Genomic DNA, 15,812 nt, shown 5'->3' with positions numbered 1-15,812 from the left:
ATCTGAACAAAAGTGTTAGGATAATTGCGTCAAAAATATTTTTATCTAAAGGAGTTCTTTTATGAACAAACATTTCTTACTCATTATATTGTTTTCGGTTTTTAATGGAGTTCACTTGCTTTCTGCTACAGATGAAAGTAAGCGAATCGAAGAGCAGTTTAAAGCATGTATGCAGCGGGGAGAAAAACTTTTTGAAGATGCACAATATGATGAAGCGCGTGCTCAATTTGAACAAGCAAAAAAACTGTGTCCGCAAGAGCCTAGACCGTATGCTAAAATATTTTGGATTTATTATCGTCAGTATGATGCAGATAAAGCGTTAAGCTTTTTACAAGAAGTTCCTCAGATTCCCGAAGATCATACATATTATGTACAGTATTTAAATTTGTTTAGAGCTGCATATACACTGAAGGCAGATTATGAAAAAAGAGACGAATATTTGAATAAAATTGTTGAGCTAGATGTGGGAGATAACTTGCCGGACTTGCTGGCCAAAGCTAGAGCTTATGATGGTTTAAAGCAATATGAGGATGCTTTAGCATGTTATGAAAGACTTGTAGCGCTAATGGATGATGAAGCTGATGAACGTCTGAAAGGAAATGCTTTCTTTGGTTTGGGTCATACCAATATTCAACTTAAAAAGTATGATGAAGCCATTGCTTATTTTGAAAAAGCGCTCGAGCATCGTGTCTTTGCACAGGGTTATGATTCATTGGGAACAGCTTACCGCAACAAAGGTGATTATGAAAATGCTCGGTGTTATTATGAAAAAGCAGTTGAAATAGATCCTCTTCTTGCTAATGCATGGGCCGGTATGGGGCGATGCCATAGAGCTGAAGGTAACTTGAAGCAAGCAAAAGAATGTCTGCAAAAAGGGATTGAGGTTTATGCGCTTCACGGGCAATCTCGTTTACATCTAATTCATGTATTGATTGATGAAGGCAATATAAAAGAAGCCAGACAACATATAAATGTATTACAAGAACGAAAGATGTATCCAAAAGGTATTGCTGAATGTTTAAAGAGAATAGAAAATCTATAACTTATTAAGGTAGATTCAAAATTAAGTGCCTTCATATTCTGGTATAGGATTTGAAGGCACTTTTAAGTTCTTAATCAGTACTTCAATATCTTAATATCACCTTTGGTGCTAAACATAGTAACTGAGGCATCTTTGTTGCCGATAGCACCATGCATGGATTTTTTTATGTTATTCCAATAATGAGTATTGAGTGTTGTTGTTTCAGGGTCAATCGTGATCTCTTGCGTACTGGTAACGGTACCATGTTCTGTTTTTGCAGTAAGTGAGCAATTCATATTTTTTGTTGTGTGCAAGATAACCGGTCCATGTTCGGTTGCTAATTTCATTTGCTTTGTTGCTGGGAGTTCTTTACATTTAACTTCAACTTTCCCATTTTTTGCGCGGGCACCAACAGAGTTCATACTGTCAATAACGCGCACCATTCCTTTGTTGGTTGAAAGTTGCACGCTGCTTTGTGGACGTATAATGGTAATATTGCCCTGTTGCGTGACATTCGCTTCGATATGTTTTTTTGGATTGTACACGATAATATCACCGTGACCGGTATTGGCAAGCGCAGAGCCATGAATGTCTTGTATAATAATATCACCAATATCAGTTGAAACTTGAACTTGTGCGTCATCTGGGATGGTAATCATATAATCAATAGTGCCTTTTACTTTTTCATAATCATATGCGGTGCGCAATGCCAAACGATTAGGCAAAACTTCCTCTTCTATGACATGCATATGATCTAAATGCTCTTGTATTGATGCATGTTTTGTTGCTTTGATTGAAACGCTTCGTTTATCAAGCCCGGTTTTAACCGTGATGTTGCCATCTAAATTTTTGAGTGAAATGGTTCCTTCAGTTGTTAATGTGTAATCTTTATCAACAACTTGTTCATATGGTGTGCCTCCAAAAAATGAACTGATAGATTTTAATGTTAAAGTATGTATTGTATGTGTTATGCTCAACATGGTACAGGTAAAGAAAAGCAACGTATGCTTATGGTTCATAATAAAGACTCCGGTAAAAAACTGTTTCACGTTTGTAATTTCACGATATGTAATATGAAGTTTAATAAAAATATAAAAATTATTCAAAAAGATTTAGAACTTATCTATGCTAAATATCCTAAATTAACCCCTATTTTAAATGCAATAGATGCTGCCGGTGGTACCGCATATTTTGTTGGTGGAATGGTAAGAGATCTTTTATTGCAAAGGCCGGTAAAAGATGTTGATATTGAAATTCACGGATTGAGTTCAAAGCAAGTTGAACAGGTATTACAACAGTTCGGTGTAGTTGATTTAGTGGGTAAATCATTTGGAGTATTTAAACTGTATGGTGTTGATGTTGATTGGTCATTGCCACGTACTGATAGTTCAGGGCGCAAACCGGTTGTAGAGGTTGATCCTCATATGTCTATTGAGCAAGCATTTGCACGGCGTGATTTGACGATTAATGCATTGGGGATTAATGCAAAAACCGGAGAATTGGTTGATCCATTTAATGGTTTGCAAGATGTACAAAATAATATATTGCGTTCACCAAACATATCTTTTTTTGCACAAGATCCATTGCGTTTTTTTCGTGTGATGCAATTTATAGCACGTTTTGAAATGCAACCGGATGAAGAGCTCAATGCACTATGCAAAAAAATGGATATTTCAAAAGTTTCTCGCGAACGTATTGAACAAGAGTTTAATAAAATGTTATTACGTTCAAAAAGACCATCCTTAGGTATTCGTTGGTTAAAAGATATTGGACGATTGCAAGAGATATTACCCGAACTTTATGCAACTATTAGCGTACAACAAAAACAGCCATATCACCCTGAAGGCGATGTGTTTGAGCATAGTATGCAAGCACTTGATGCTGCAGCGCGCATTGCATGTAATACTGAATACGAAAAACTTATATTATTGTATGCAGCGATGTGCCATGATCTGGGCAAGTCTAAAGTATCAAAAATTGTTGATGGTAATATATGCAGTCATGGACATGCCCAAGTTGGTGCGCCCTTGGCAAATAAGATGTTAAAACGCATTGCGTGTAACAAAACATTAATTGATACAGTAGTAAAGTTGGTGAAGTTACATATGGAGCCGTTAGGCTTTATCAAAAGTAATGCAAAAAAACCGGCGTATAAACGTTTGGCAAGGAAATTGTCGCCTGATGCAAATATTGCTTTATTGGCGAAACTTTTTTTAGCTGATAAACAGGGCAGAAATCCCAAAAGTTCCATGCCGCTTGAATGTGAGTTTGATGAAGTTAATACTTTTACACAAAAAGCAGAACAGGCACATGTATTGTCGTTACCCGAGTTACCATTATTAACAGGTAAAGATTTTCTTGATGTTATCAAGCCCTGTCCGGATCTTGGAAAAGTTGTTAAAAAAGCATATGAATTACAATTAGATGGTATCACTGATAAAGATGTTTTGAAAAAAGAAACTTTGTCTTTTTTTGATTTTAATAAATAAGTTTTCATTCCCAAGCCCTTTTTGGTAAGCTTTGTTTTGCAAACTAAAAAAGGAGAAAAAGTATGTTTGGAAAAATGTTTTCAAGTCCGTTATGGCATTTAATGGTGCAAGCAGATAGTATAACTCGTGTAGTATTGCTTATATTGTTATGTATGTCGATTATGTGTTGGTCAGTATTTGTATATAAATTGATTTTAATGCGTCTGAAAAAAAGGCACATGAAGCGTGCGTTTTCATATATTCGTCATGTAGGCACGATGGAAGATTTGGTGTTGGTGACTGATAAATGTACCGGTACAACTCCCGGTTATTTTTTAAGCAATAACATGCAATTTTTAAAATCATTAATTGAGTTAGGCAGCAAACAAGGTACCGGTAAATTGGGCGTTGCTCAATGGGAACGTTTGCAAGATAGTCTTTATTTCACCATTGATGAAATTGTGCATCATGAAGAAAGTATGTTATGGATATTATCAACTTCGGCCGGTGCTGCAACATTGCTTGGTCTTTTTGGAACGGTTTGGGGATTGGTACATTCATTTGTGAGTATTAGTGAAAAACAGACTGCAGATATTGCCACTGTTGCTCCCGGTATTGCAGAAGCATTGGTAACGACCTTGGCCGGTTTGATGGTTGCGATTCCGGCATTGATCATGTTTAATTATTTGAACACCCAAGTGCGTCGTATGGAACAACAATTGCACGTGATGGTGCAAAAATTTAATCGCATTATTCAAATCATGTTTGTTTGTTAAAGGAGAATTATATGCGTAATCGTCGTATGCGCCGTCCGCGCAAAATGATTGAAGATTTGCCATTGACTCCTTTGATTGATACTGCATTGACATTACTTATTATTTTTATGATTACCTCTCCGATGATGCATAATGCTATTAAGGTAAACTTGCCTCAAGGCCAGGCAAAAGAGGATGCAGCACTCAAGCAGGATCTTGTGGTATACATTGATAAAGATGGTCATATTTATTTAAATGAAAATCGAACGTCACTTGAGCAAATAGTTGCAGATTTATCACAAGATGCACTTAATAAAAGTGAAGGCACTGTGTATGTGAAAGCTGATAAAGATGTGCATTATGGATGTGTCATTCAAACAGTAGATAAGCTTAAAGTTGCCGGAGGAGTGCGCTATGTTGCTTTGGCAACACAAAAGCATGCTTAAATTTAGCTTTTGTTTACAACTTTTATTTTTAGTTTTTTTATTTCATCTCTTTATATTGGTGCTCGTTTTTGTGCAAAGTACCATTGATGTTGATGATCTACATATTATTGCATCTAAACAGTATGAATTAGGTGCAGATGTTATGATTATTCCATTTAAAAAAATCGTTGAACAACCTATAGAACAAAAAAAAGTATCTTTAGAATCATTACCTGAAAAAACAACTTTAGTAAAAGAACTAAAACCGGTAGTGCAAAAAAAAGAGATAACAAAAAAAGTCGAATCAAAAGTAGATAAAGTTGATATTAAAAAACCCTTCGACAAGATTACGTCTTCACAAGATGTCGCCGCACAAGAAAAGGCAGGCGAAAAAGAGATGCCCAAAAAAGAGGAAATAAAAAAAGATATTGAAACAAAATCCAGCAAACAAAAAGAGCAATTGTCGATAAGCAAGCAATTTCAACAAGTTGTTTCAAAACCTCAGCCACAACAAATAGGTACAAGACAGCTGCAGACTATGCATGTTCAGCGCGCTATTGCGCAACAAGTACAGACACATTGGCAACCGCCGGCAGGATTTGCAGATGATGCACAGGTCACTTTAGCAATTGAGCTTAACTATAAAGGTGAAGTTGCTGATATCGATGTGATTGAAAGTTCACAGATATTGGTATTTGATATTCATGCACGTAGTGCCGTGTATGCAATGGATTTTCCACGAGCATGTTGGGGCAAAAAAATAACTATTACCTTCAAACAGTAGGTTGGATATGAAATATATAGACTTGTTATTTTGTTTGTTCATATATTCGAGCAATATCTGTGCTGTTAATGTTAATGCGCGCGCGGTCAAGCATGTAGCATTACCAATATTGTTATTAGCAATAGGTGTTGCGCAACATGATCAGCAAGCACAGGAGCTGTTTGATGTAATTAAAAAAAATCTCAGTTTTACGCAGCAGTTCAGCGTTGATGTTCATTATGCAGATAAGGTTGTTTATAGTAAATGGCAAAAACAGTATCCCATTATTATTGTCATTGAACCTAAAGAGGATCTACTTACGTGGAAACTTTTTGATGTAACGCAAAAAAAAGTGATCAATCAGGGTGAAATAAAAAAAAGAGAGCATCAAAGAGCCTATGCACACATAGTCGCTGATATATTGTGGCAGGAATTGACCGGATCTCCCGGTTTTTTTTCAACGCGCATTGCTTATTGCAAAGAGGTTAAAGGGCCAAAGGAGCGCACATTAAAGCATATTTGCATTGCCGATTATGATGGTATGTATGAACAAGTTTTAGTCGATACGCCAACGGTCAATATTGCACCACGCTGGAATGCAGATTTGCGCAGACCATTACTTTTTTATTCAGAGTTCACCGATAAGAATGTTTGTATGATGTACGTTGATATGAAAAAAAGACGGCATATTGCCTGTAACTTTGATGGTGTGAACATGTTGCCGGCATTTTCTCAAGATGGCACAAAAGCGGTTTTTTGTGCATCACAAGGAAAGGGCAATCCACAACTGTTTTATATCCAACAGGGTAAAGTAAAACAGTTAACTAAAAACAGTGGTAATAATTTTTGTCCGACATTGAATGAAAGTGGTGATATTATCTATTTTTGTTCCGATTGCAATCTGAAGCGTCCTTCAATATTTACCTATGATATGAAATTAAATCGGTTGGATCGTATCGCCAATACAGCTTCAAGTGAATCTCCATGTTATTGTCCTCAAAACAAAAAACTGGCTTATTGTCGTTCAATTAAAGGGGTGATGCAGATATGTATATATGATACTGTTGCCAAAAAACATCAGCAGCTTACTTTTGATAATGCTGCAAAACAGGGTGTTTCATGGTCTCCATGTGGCAACTATCTTGTTTTTGTGCACGAAATAGCCAATACAAGTTGTTTATGCATGATGAATATACCAACGCGTAAGATATATTATTTAAGTAAAAAAGGGGCGAAAATCAGTTATCCTGTTTGGTCCCCTCGATATGTTCAGTATCCAGTTATATGATGCATAGACAGAAACCCTGCTTTTGCCTATACTAAATGACAAAATGATGACAAATCTATTAGGAAAGAGTATAATTCTAATAGAATAGTTTTAGGGGCGTGCTTTTCTAGTCGGGAGCATATATCCAATAATCAGAGTAAAACAGTTAAATAAACATAGGATATTATGAAGAAATTTAATAAAAAAAATAAAATGCAGTTTAGTGGATATAAAAATCTGCTTATTGCAACCGTTATTATTGTCGCATGTGTATCATTATTGAGTAAATTGACTGAATATACCAGTCATGTTGAAAAAATAAGTTATACTCAATTTCAAAAAGATGCCCAAGAAGGCATTATCAAAAAATTATATGTCAGTGGTGCTGAAGCTGAGGGCATTAAAAAAGATGGTTCTCATTTTGCAGTACGTATTCCGGAGCGGTATGATTGGAAGTCATTCTCTGAGCAATCAGATATTGATGTTGCCTTTGTGCCGCCTTCAACAGATCTTTCACTGTGGCATTTTTTGCCTATGTTCTCTATTATTCTTGCCTTGTTAGTTGCTTGGTATTTTTTGAAACAATCACGTGGTGGCTCAGGTTCAGGGAGTGGTGGCCCAGGTGGAATTTTTAGTATGGGTAAAAGTCGTGCAAAAATGTTTTTACCTTCAACTATAAAGCAGAAATTTAGTGATGTTGCAGGCGCAACTGATGCAAAAGAAGAATTGCAAAATATTATTGATTATTTAAAGAATCCTGAAAAGTTTCGGCATTTAGGGGCTAAAATCTCTCGCGGTGTATTGCTTGTAGGTGAACCGGGAAATGGTAAAACATTACTGGCAAGAGCAGTGGCAGGTGAGGCGAATGTTCCTTTCTTTTCAATTACCGGTTCAGACTTTATTGAAGTGTTTGTTGGTGTTGGCGCAGCTCGTGTTCGTGATCTATTTGCACAAGCACGTAAACATTCCCCGTGTATTATATTTATTGATGAAATTGATGCTATCGGTCGTGCGCGTGGCACCGGTATGGGTGGTGGCCACGATGAACGAGAGCAAACATTAAATCAATTATTAACAGAAATGGATGGTTTTGGTTCAGATGGTAGTAATATCATTGTTCTTGCTGCAACCAATATGCCGGAAGTTCTTGATAAAGCATTATTGCGTCCGGGTAGATTTGATTGTCGTATTGATGTTCCCTATCCAGATGAGCAAGCTCGTGAAGATATTCTGCATATTCATGCTCGCAAAGTAAAATTAGCACCCGATGTTGATTTAAAGTCATTTGCTGCCGATACTGCAGGATTTAGTGGAGCAGAATTAGCCGATTTAATTAATAAAGCTGCAGTTGAAGCTGCACGCTTAAATCAATTGACTATCACAACAGAAGATCTGAAAAAAGCGCAAAAAACAATTGTAAATTCTCAAGAGGCAGTAAACCCTCAACAAAATCCATTAGCTGCTGATAACAGTTTGGCACGGATGCATAAACCGTCACAAATAAAAACAACGTTCGCTTCAGTTGCAGGAATGGAAAATGCAAAAGAAGAGCTTAAAGATATTGTTGATCATTTAAAAGATCCAAAGAAATTTGGCCGCCTTGGCGCACGTATAAGTAAAGGTGTGCTTCTTGTAGGCCCTCCGGGAAATGGTAAAACTTTATTGGCTCGTGCTGTTGCAGGTGAAGCAAATTGCCCATTTTTTAGTATTAGCGGTTCAGAATTTGTACAAAAATATGTTGGTGTTGGTGCAGCTCGTGTTCGTGATATGTTTGCACAAGCACGTAAGCATAAACCGAGTATTATCTTTATTGATGAAATTGATGCAGTTGGAGCAAAAAGAATTAATAGTGATTCAGGCGGCGGACAAGAGCATAATCAAACATTAAATCAATTATTGACTGAAATGGATGGTTTTGATTCAAAAGAGGATCCGATAATCATTATTGCTGCGACAAACCGTGCAGATATTCTTGATAAAGCATTATTGCGTCCGGGTAGATTTGATCGTCAAGTTCAGGTGCCAAATCCTCGCGTTGCAGATCGTTTGAAAATTTTGCAATTACATGCAAAAGATTTTCACTTGGATGAATCAGTTGATCTTGAACGTATTGCTCGAGGGACTCCGGATTTTTCCGGTGCACAACTTGCTCATCTAATTAATGAAGCTGCATTGTTAGCAACAAAACATCCGGAAAAAGATGCTATATTCATGGAAGATTTTGAAGAAGCACGTGATAAAATTATTGCCGGTAAAAAGTGGAAAGATCAAACTAAAAATAAAGAAGATCTTGCTGTTACCGCCTATCATGAAGCGGGGCATGCTTTAATGCATGTGTTGCAGCCTGAATTTTCAATGCCACTTCATAAAGTCACTATTTTGGCTCGTGGAGGAGCTCTTGGTTTGACTTGGGGATTACCTGAAGGTGATCAGTTGAAACAAACTAAAGAGCAGATGATTGCACATATTAAGGTTTGCATGGGTGGTCGTGCTGCAGAAGAGTTGGTGTTCGAAAAACAGTCAACCGGAGCACATGGCGATTTTCAACAAGCAACTGAAGCTGCGCAAAAAATGGTGCGCTATTATGGCATGACAGATGAATTAGGTCCGGTTATTTATGATGAGCGTAGTTTTCCTATTTCACAAAAAACTGCTGAACGTATTGACGATGCAGTTAAAAAGATTTCACAAGAATGTTTAGCGCAAGTAAAAGATACACTTATTAAGAATCGTGGTAAACTTGAAAAACTTGCACAAGCGTTACTAGAAAAAGAAACATTGGAAGCGCAAGAAGTGTATGAACTGCTTGGTGTTACGCCACGTACTTCACATAAATTGGCTTAACTTAAAAAAGGATGCATGTGGAATATAAAGTAGATTTGCAATCATTGCGGGCACAAGTTGAACCACTTATGCGTAAAGCAGGTGATTTGCAGTTATCATTATTCCGTTCAGATAAACTTGATGTACGTCGTAAGGCTGATCAAAGTTATGTGTGTAATGCAGATATTGAAAGTGAAGAGTTACTCAAAGAAGGTTTGCATAAGATTTTTGATGAAGCAGGTTTTTTTGCTGAGGAATCGGGGAAATCTGAAGGAGAAGCTGCATATCATTGGGTGATAGATCCATTGGATGGAACCACCAATTATGTGCATGGACTACCTTATTTTGGTATTTCAGTTGCTTTGACCTATAAATATAAGTCTATTTGGGGTGCAGTTTTTAATCCTATAGCAAATGATTTCTTTTATGCTATTAAAGGTGCGGGAGCATTTTTAGGTGATAAAAAGCTTTCAATGCATGATGGGCGTTCTATGCGCAATACTATGGTTATTATAGGATTACCTTATACGCGTAATGAGGGATTTAAAAAAATATTAAGAAAAATACCTGAAATAGCTAAAAGTTGCTATGCTTTTCGTCACTTTGGCTCTGCTGCCCTTGATCAGGCATATTTGGCGCGTGGCGGTTTGGATGGCATATTCTTTCCCCGTTTGGGTTGGTGGGACATTGCAGCAGGGATGCTCCTTGTTACTGAATCAGGCGGATTAGTGACCGATTTTGAAGGGAAAGAGGTGGATTATGACTATAATTCATACTTGGCCGGCAGTGTGGCGGTACATGCTGAATTGGTGGCATTATTAAAAAACGGTCCAATTTGAAAAAAATAGAAAATTTCGTATACTTATAATTACTATAAACTTCGATATAATAACGGGATGAAAGGAAATTCGGCAATGGCACGGATATGCGCAATGTGTGGAAAACGTCCACAAGTGGCAAATTTAGTCAGTCACGCAAAAAATAGAACAAAACGTTGGGTATTCCCAAATGTTCATAAAATGCGTTTTACTAAAACTGCTAACAACTCAGGTAAAGTCTATAATGATAAAGTTTGCACTAAATGCGTAAAAGCTAAAAAAGTGCAAAAAGTTGTTTAATTACATAGGGTCTTGATTCAATGGCAAATATTAAATCTGCAAAAAAACGTGCAAAGCAGACGATTAAAAAACGTCAAAAAAATCTTACACGTAAAACTGCGCTAAAAACTGCAGTGAAAAAAGTTGTTGCAGCTATAAAAGATGGCAGTGATGTAGCTAAAGCAAAAACTTTATTACGCGATGCTGAAGCACAACTTTCTCGTGCAAAAGGCAAAGGCGTAATTCATAAAAATACCGCTCGCCGTAAAGTAAGCCGTTTGGCAAAACGTGTTGCACAGCTTGAGCGTACAGCGTAATATCGCTTCACCCTGAGTGTTGCTTTGCAAGGCCTGTGCTGAGCTTGTCGAAGTATATCGAAGGGTAAAAAAATTAAATTCACGAATTCTTTATATTGAAGAACTCGTGAATTTTTTATGCTATTAAATAAGTTATCCAACTTATAAGCCAAGCGCTATATTTAGTGGTTTCTGCGCTGTGTCCCACATTTTGTTCTTTTAGATCATCCATAAATGCTTGTAACAAGCTTTGTTGTACGTTACCCCAGACGATGAGGTTAACGATGCGAAACAGTCCTATGTCCTGTAAAATTTCTTTTTCAAATTTACGGCACAAATAACCACTTAATGCGCCGTACAGTGATGCTAAAATGAGTGTTTTGCTGTGAGCCGATTTTTTTGGATTTCGGAATTCTAATGCTTCTGGAATTGGTTTATATGTGCAATAGGTGTCGTAATGGCAACAATGATTATTAAAGTAGTAGTGGTCGCGTGTTGCATTGTTATTCATTGCTATCATAGATAAAATAACTAGTGCTACTTTTTTCATCTCAGCGTCCCTTTATTAAATAGATTATAATGTGCGGTTGCGCATTCTGTTTTTCATGCTTATTTAATTTAGCAAATAATGATAGTGAGAGTATATATGTGTTATGTTTTTATACTTGTAAATCACGATATCCAAGCAAGAAGTTTTTTGCAATAATCATTGGCACACGGGATGATCCGGCATGTTCAACCATTGCTACTATAACTAATGGCTCATAATCTTTGTATTTGAAATGAGCAACAACCCAACCATGTTCTAGATATTTTTTTCCTAAAGTACGTTTTTTCATGTCACTCATTTGTGCGGTACTTGTTTTTGCATGAATGGTGATATCTTTTATTTTATTCACTCGATGTCCGGTGCCTTCAGTTACCACAGAACGCATTGAATCTTGTAAAAAGGCGGTAGTTTCAGGATTAATTTCAAGTGTTGTTGTTTCAATTGGTTCATCAAATAAAATACGAGGTTTGACTAAAAAGCCGGTAAATATGCTGCCTATCATGCGTGCAATTTGCATTGGTGTTGTGAGTAAATAACTTTGGCCAATAGCTGCAGACAATGTCTCTCCCGGCCACCATCGTTCGCCATATACTTCTTGTTTCCAAGCAGCGGTAGGAATTAAACCATTGTTTTCGGGAAATATGATGCCGGTTTTTGTGCCTAATCCAAAACGTTGAGCATAATCGGCAAGTGTATCTATTGAAAGTTTTTTACCCAATTCATAAAATAATGGATTGCATGATAATGCAACGGCCTGTTTTATTGTTAAAGTACCATGGCCTTGTTTTTGATTGCACGAATAACGTCGTTTACCAAAAGTGGTAAATCCTTTGCAGGTGAAACTGTCTTCAGGATGTATTAAATCATTTTGTAATGCCGCACTTATGGTTATTAATTTAAATAATGAACCGGGAGGATATGCACATTGTATTGCACGATTTAAAAAAGGATTATTTTTTTGCATTGACCGCCATTTTTCCGGATGTAATGGATCCAAGAAAAGTGTTGGGTCAAAATTTGGTCGAGAACATAATGCTTTAATTGCACCGGTTTGTGGGTCCATGATGATGAAGGTGCCGATATATTGTGCATCAAAAACCTGTTCGACCAGTTGTTGTATTGCAAGATCTAAGGTGACTTGAACATTTTTGCCGACAGTTGATTTGTGTAATTCGTGCATATTTATTCTTTTGCCATATGAGTTTATTGTTTTAATAACAGTGCCATCAGTGCCTTGCAATATTTCTTGAAATTTTTTTTCAAGCCCCATTTTGCCCATTGCTTCAATCTGCGCATTACTTAAATAACCAATAATATGACTTGCAAGATCTGCATGAGGATAAAATCTTTTAAAATCATGTTTTATTGTAATGTTAATTTCATCGGCAAAAAATTCTTCAATTCTACTGAGCAGTTCAAAGCTTATGTTGGGCATGAGTAGTAGTTGTTCATTTCTTTTTTCAGCAAGAGTAATTTTTTGTATGATTTCTTGATTGCATATAAATGTGTGGCATCGACGTGATAATTGCGTTATGAGGTTTTGTTGTTGTTCGGTCAATCTTCGATTTCCGGTTCCATGCCAGTACAGATTGATGATTGGTTTATTGGTAACCAGTTTGTTGCCATTGCAATCTAAAATTTCACCTCGTGCAGAGTTTATTTGTTCATAGCGAACATAATTTTTTATACTTTGTGTGCCATATTGATGGCCAAGGTATATTTGTAAATATCCTAAGCGTGCGATGATAATAGTGGTGCATAGTATGCTGAGTATTCTTATAGTGTTTAAGTAATTTTCATTTTTCATATTCATAAAGGTATAGTTTTTAATTAGTATGTAATAGTTTATGATGATTACTTTAGCATAATAAATACTTTCTTGAGAGTAATGGGGTAGGTTATGCTATAGATCGATAAAAAATGTTCAATATGTGTAAAGAGAAATAGTTGAAGGAGCTAGCGAATGCAATCGGTTATGGTGGAATCTATAATACCTATAGAAAGTGCAAGAAAAAGAAGAATTACGAGTTATGTTGTTTTTTTTGGTTCGCTTATATGTACTGCAGTACTTTGGTTAGCAACTCTAAACGACTATACATTTATATGGGATGATCCATTTTTATTTTTTTCAAAATTAACCGTTTTGCCCGGTATAATCGCTATGTGTTGGACATTTATTTTGGCAACCCGTGCTCGGTTACTTGAATATATGCTTGGAGGTCTTGAGCATATGTATCACTTACATAAGTATGTAGGTATAACAGCTTTTTGTTTAATTAATGCTCATGTTATTTTTCAAGTTATGCGTAAACTACCCTATTGGCAAGAAATTGTTACTCTTTTTTCTCCAGCCTCCGGATGGGGGACATTTGCAGGTGTTTGTGCTTTTTTTCTTTTTATTATTTTGATGACCTTGACGTTGTCAATACGCATTCCATATCACATTTGGAAGCGATCACATGAACTCTTTATTATTGTTTTGGCGCTTAGCTTTTTGCATATTTTTTTACTCAATAGACATATAAATAGCTCTTTGTTGTTGAGCATATGGGTTTATACTTTTATGGGGATAGCGTTTTTGTCATATATATATATTCGTTTTTTGTATTTTTATATTGGGCCAAAACATATCTGTAGAGTTACAAAAATTGAACGAATGCGTAAAACCTGGAATATTTATCTTGAACCGGCAAAAAAGATTTCCTACTTTCCCGGGCAGTTCGCTTATGTTTCATTTGACAATGATTTATTGGGTAAAGAGTTGCATCCCTATTCTTTTTCATCACATCCGTCACAAGATTTTATACGGTTTTCAATTAAAGAGTTAGGGGATTATACCAAAGAAATATCTTACCTACATGTGGGAGATCAAGCGACTGTTTGGGGTCCCTATGGAAAATTTTATGAAAAATATGTATTTGACACAAAGCGAGATGCTGTATTTATAGCAGGAGGTATAGGTATTACGCCATTTTTAAGTATGTGCGGTTATGAAGCTTTAAATCCAACAGATCGAAAAACATATATATATTATTGTGTTAAAGAAGCATCACGTGCAGATTTTGATACAGAGATTGAAGGGTATGCTGAAAAAAATCCAAATATTAAGCTTATCACTCATTGTACAACAAGTCGTGGTTTCTTGCGCATGGAAGAGCTAAAAGAGTTACCGGGAGGGCTAACAAACAAAAACTTTTTTATTTGTGGACCATCTGCTATGATGTTTGCATTTGCAAAACAATTGCGTGCATTGGGTGTGAAGAATCGCAACATTATTATGGAGCAATTTGATTTACTCAATTGATGTCTTGTATTATATGGATCGAAAAAAATTATTTTTTTTCGGTTGTTTTATTAGATCGCATGGGATGTTTTTCATCACACATACGGGTTAAATCTTGCAGTGAAACATGAGTGTACTTTTCAGTGCTTGAAAGTGTTTTGTGTCCAAGAAGCTCTTGCACCACGCGTAAATCTGCGCCCATATTGAGCAGGTGAGTTGCAAATGAATGACGAATTTTGTGCGGCGTGATATGACGTTCAAGTTGTAAAAATTTACGGAACATCTCAAAAATGCGCTGGATAGAGCGGCTTGTTAATTGTCCTCCACGATAATTAACAAAAAGATAATCGCGTTGACTTTTTCCTGGCATTCGTTCGTTGGTGATATAAGAAATGATGCGATCTTTTGCTTTTTGACCAAAGAGTACGACACGTTCTCGTCTTCCTTTCCCAAAAATACGAATTGTTTTTTCATCCATGTTAACATCGGCAAAAGTTATGCCGATCAGTTCAGAACAACGAATGCCTGTTGCATATAACAGTTCAAAAATAGTTTTATCACGTAAAGGAAATTTTGAGGGCAAATCGGTATCGTCAACTTTATCAAGGAGATGAAATACTTCGTCAACACTTAAATATATCGGTAGTTTTTTATCTAAACGGGGTCGTGTAAGTTTTAAATTGAGTTCGATACCTAAGGTGTGCAAAAAGCGTTCAAGTGATTTAAAGCAGGAAAATTTACGTGCTATCGATGGTTTATCAATTTTTTTATAAAATAGATGTACTAAATACCGTTCAATTACGAGTCGAATGCCCAGTACCGTTTGTTCATCTTTTGGTAATTCTTGCCAAAAATGTAAAAACTGTTTTAGATCACTACTATAGGCGCGTAGAGTATTGTCCGATAAATTACGTTCTACTTCAAGATAGGTTATAAATTCTCGTACATGTTCTTTGAACTGTTCAATCTTCATTGCTTACCTTACTCTTACTTTTTTTCTTTTTGTTTTATACTATGCCTGAATACGCATAAAATGCAATGTTCTTTTTATTGTATGAATAGCA

The 15,812-nt window shown here is 36.3% G+C and carries 15 protein-coding genes; 11 read left to right on the top strand and 4 right to left on the bottom strand.

All coding sequences use genetic code 11. The features are described 5' to 3' along the window. Nucleotides 1-61: 61 nt before the first annotated feature. Nucleotides 62-1,042 carry a tetratricopeptide repeat protein gene (locus tag WD055_03205; protein MEX0849214.1) on the top strand — a complete coding sequence of 327 codons (981 nt, stop codon included), beginning with the start codon at nucleotides 62-64 and terminating at the stop codon, nucleotides 1,040-1,042. 74 nt (nucleotides 1,043-1,116) lie between these two features. Here the strand turns inward: WD055_03205 and WD055_03200 are convergent, their stop codons facing one another. Next, nucleotides 1,117-2,040, bottom strand: a complete 924-nt coding sequence (locus WD055_03200) for a hypothetical protein (protein ID MEX0849213.1) — start codon at nucleotides 2,038-2,040, stop codon at nucleotides 1,117-1,119. Nucleotides 2,041-2,094: 54 nt separating this feature from the next. Between WD055_03200 and WD055_03195 the strand changes: the two genes are divergently transcribed. The 9 genes from WD055_03195 to rpsT all read left to right on the top strand — a co-directional run bounded on the left by WD055_03195 (nucleotide 2,095) and on the right by rpsT (nucleotide 10,936). After that, nucleotides 2,095-3,510: an HD domain-containing protein gene (locus WD055_03195; GenBank protein MEX0849212.1), complete on the top strand. Its 1,416-nt coding sequence runs from the start codon at nucleotides 2,095-2,097 to the stop codon at nucleotides 3,508-3,510. A gap of 62 nt (nucleotides 3,511-3,572) precedes the next feature. Next, nucleotides 3,573-4,265: a MotA/TolQ/ExbB proton channel family protein gene (locus tag WD055_03190; protein ID MEX0849211.1), complete on the top strand. Its 693-nt coding sequence runs from the start codon at nucleotides 3,573-3,575 to the stop codon at nucleotides 4,263-4,265. 11 nt (nucleotides 4,266-4,276) lie between these two features. Then, nucleotides 4,277-4,690: a biopolymer transporter ExbD gene (locus tag WD055_03185; GenBank protein MEX0849210.1), complete on the top strand. Its 414-nt coding sequence runs from the start codon at nucleotides 4,277-4,279 to the stop codon at nucleotides 4,688-4,690. After that, nucleotides 4,659-5,453 carry a TonB C-terminal domain-containing protein gene (locus WD055_03180; GenBank protein MEX0849209.1) on the top strand — a complete coding sequence of 265 codons (795 nt, stop codon included), beginning with the start codon at nucleotides 4,659-4,661 and terminating at the stop codon, nucleotides 5,451-5,453. Before WD055_03185 ends, WD055_03180 begins: the two co-directional genes overlap by 32 nt. A gap of 7 nt (nucleotides 5,454-5,460) precedes the next feature. Further along, complete coding sequence (locus WD055_03175) at nucleotides 5,461-6,720, top strand: hypothetical protein (protein ID MEX0849208.1); 1,260 nt, start codon at nucleotides 5,461-5,463, stop codon at nucleotides 6,718-6,720. 165 nt (nucleotides 6,721-6,885) lie between these two features. Next, nucleotides 6,886-9,543, top strand: coding sequence for an ATP-dependent zinc metalloprotease FtsH (gene ftsH / locus WD055_03170; protein MEX0849207.1), 2,658 nt, complete (start codon nucleotides 6,886-6,888; stop codon nucleotides 9,541-9,543). A 17-nt stretch (nucleotides 9,544-9,560) separates the two neighbouring features. Continuing rightward, complete coding sequence (locus WD055_03165) at nucleotides 9,561-10,361, top strand: inositol monophosphatase family protein (protein ID MEX0849206.1); 801 nt, start codon at nucleotides 9,561-9,563, stop codon at nucleotides 10,359-10,361. 75 nt (nucleotides 10,362-10,436) lie between these two features. Then, complete coding sequence (gene rpmB / locus WD055_03160; protein ID MEX0849205.1) at nucleotides 10,437-10,640, top strand: 50S ribosomal protein L28; 204 nt, start codon at nucleotides 10,437-10,439, stop codon at nucleotides 10,638-10,640. Between the two features lie 20 nt (nucleotides 10,641-10,660). After that, nucleotides 10,661-10,936 (top strand): 30S ribosomal protein S20, encoded by a 276-nt coding sequence (rpsT, locus tag WD055_03155; GenBank protein ID MEX0849204.1) that lies wholly within the window; start codon nucleotides 10,661-10,663, stop codon nucleotides 10,934-10,936. A gap of 115 nt (nucleotides 10,937-11,051) precedes the next feature. Here rpsT and WD055_03150 read toward each other — a convergent pair whose 3' ends face one another. After that, the gene (locus WD055_03150; protein ID MEX0849203.1) at nucleotides 11,052-11,465 is read right to left on the bottom strand and encodes a hypothetical protein; all 414 of its coding nucleotides are present in this window, start codon (nucleotides 11,463-11,465) and stop codon (nucleotides 11,052-11,054) included. 109 nt (nucleotides 11,466-11,574) lie between these two features. Beyond that, complete coding sequence (locus WD055_03145) at nucleotides 11,575-13,278, bottom strand: penicillin-binding transpeptidase domain-containing protein (protein MEX0849202.1); 1,704 nt, start codon at nucleotides 13,276-13,278, stop codon at nucleotides 11,575-11,577. Between the two features lie 150 nt (nucleotides 13,279-13,428). Here WD055_03145 and WD055_03140 point away from each other — a divergent pair, with 150 nt between their 5' ends. Beyond that, nucleotides 13,429-14,769 (top strand): ferric reductase-like transmembrane domain-containing protein, encoded by a 1,341-nt coding sequence (locus WD055_03140; protein MEX0849201.1) that lies wholly within the window; start codon nucleotides 13,429-13,431, stop codon nucleotides 14,767-14,769. A 28-nt stretch (nucleotides 14,770-14,797) separates the two neighbouring features. Here WD055_03140 and xerA read toward each other — a convergent pair whose 3' ends face one another. Then, the gene (gene xerA / locus WD055_03135) at nucleotides 14,798-15,721 is read right to left on the bottom strand and encodes a site-specific tyrosine recombinase/integron integrase (GenBank protein ID MEX0849200.1); all 924 of its coding nucleotides are present in this window, start codon (nucleotides 15,719-15,721) and stop codon (nucleotides 14,798-14,800) included. Nucleotides 15,722-15,812: the final 91 nt, after the last annotated feature.

The sequence above is a fragment of the Candidatus Dependentiae bacterium genome (genome assembly GCA_040878395.1).
GTDB lineage: Bacteria > Babelota > Babeliae > Babelales > Vermiphilaceae > JAKBEL01.
The sequence above is the reverse complement of the archived record's forward strand: the minus strand, read 5'-3'. Positions and strand labels throughout refer to the sequence as shown.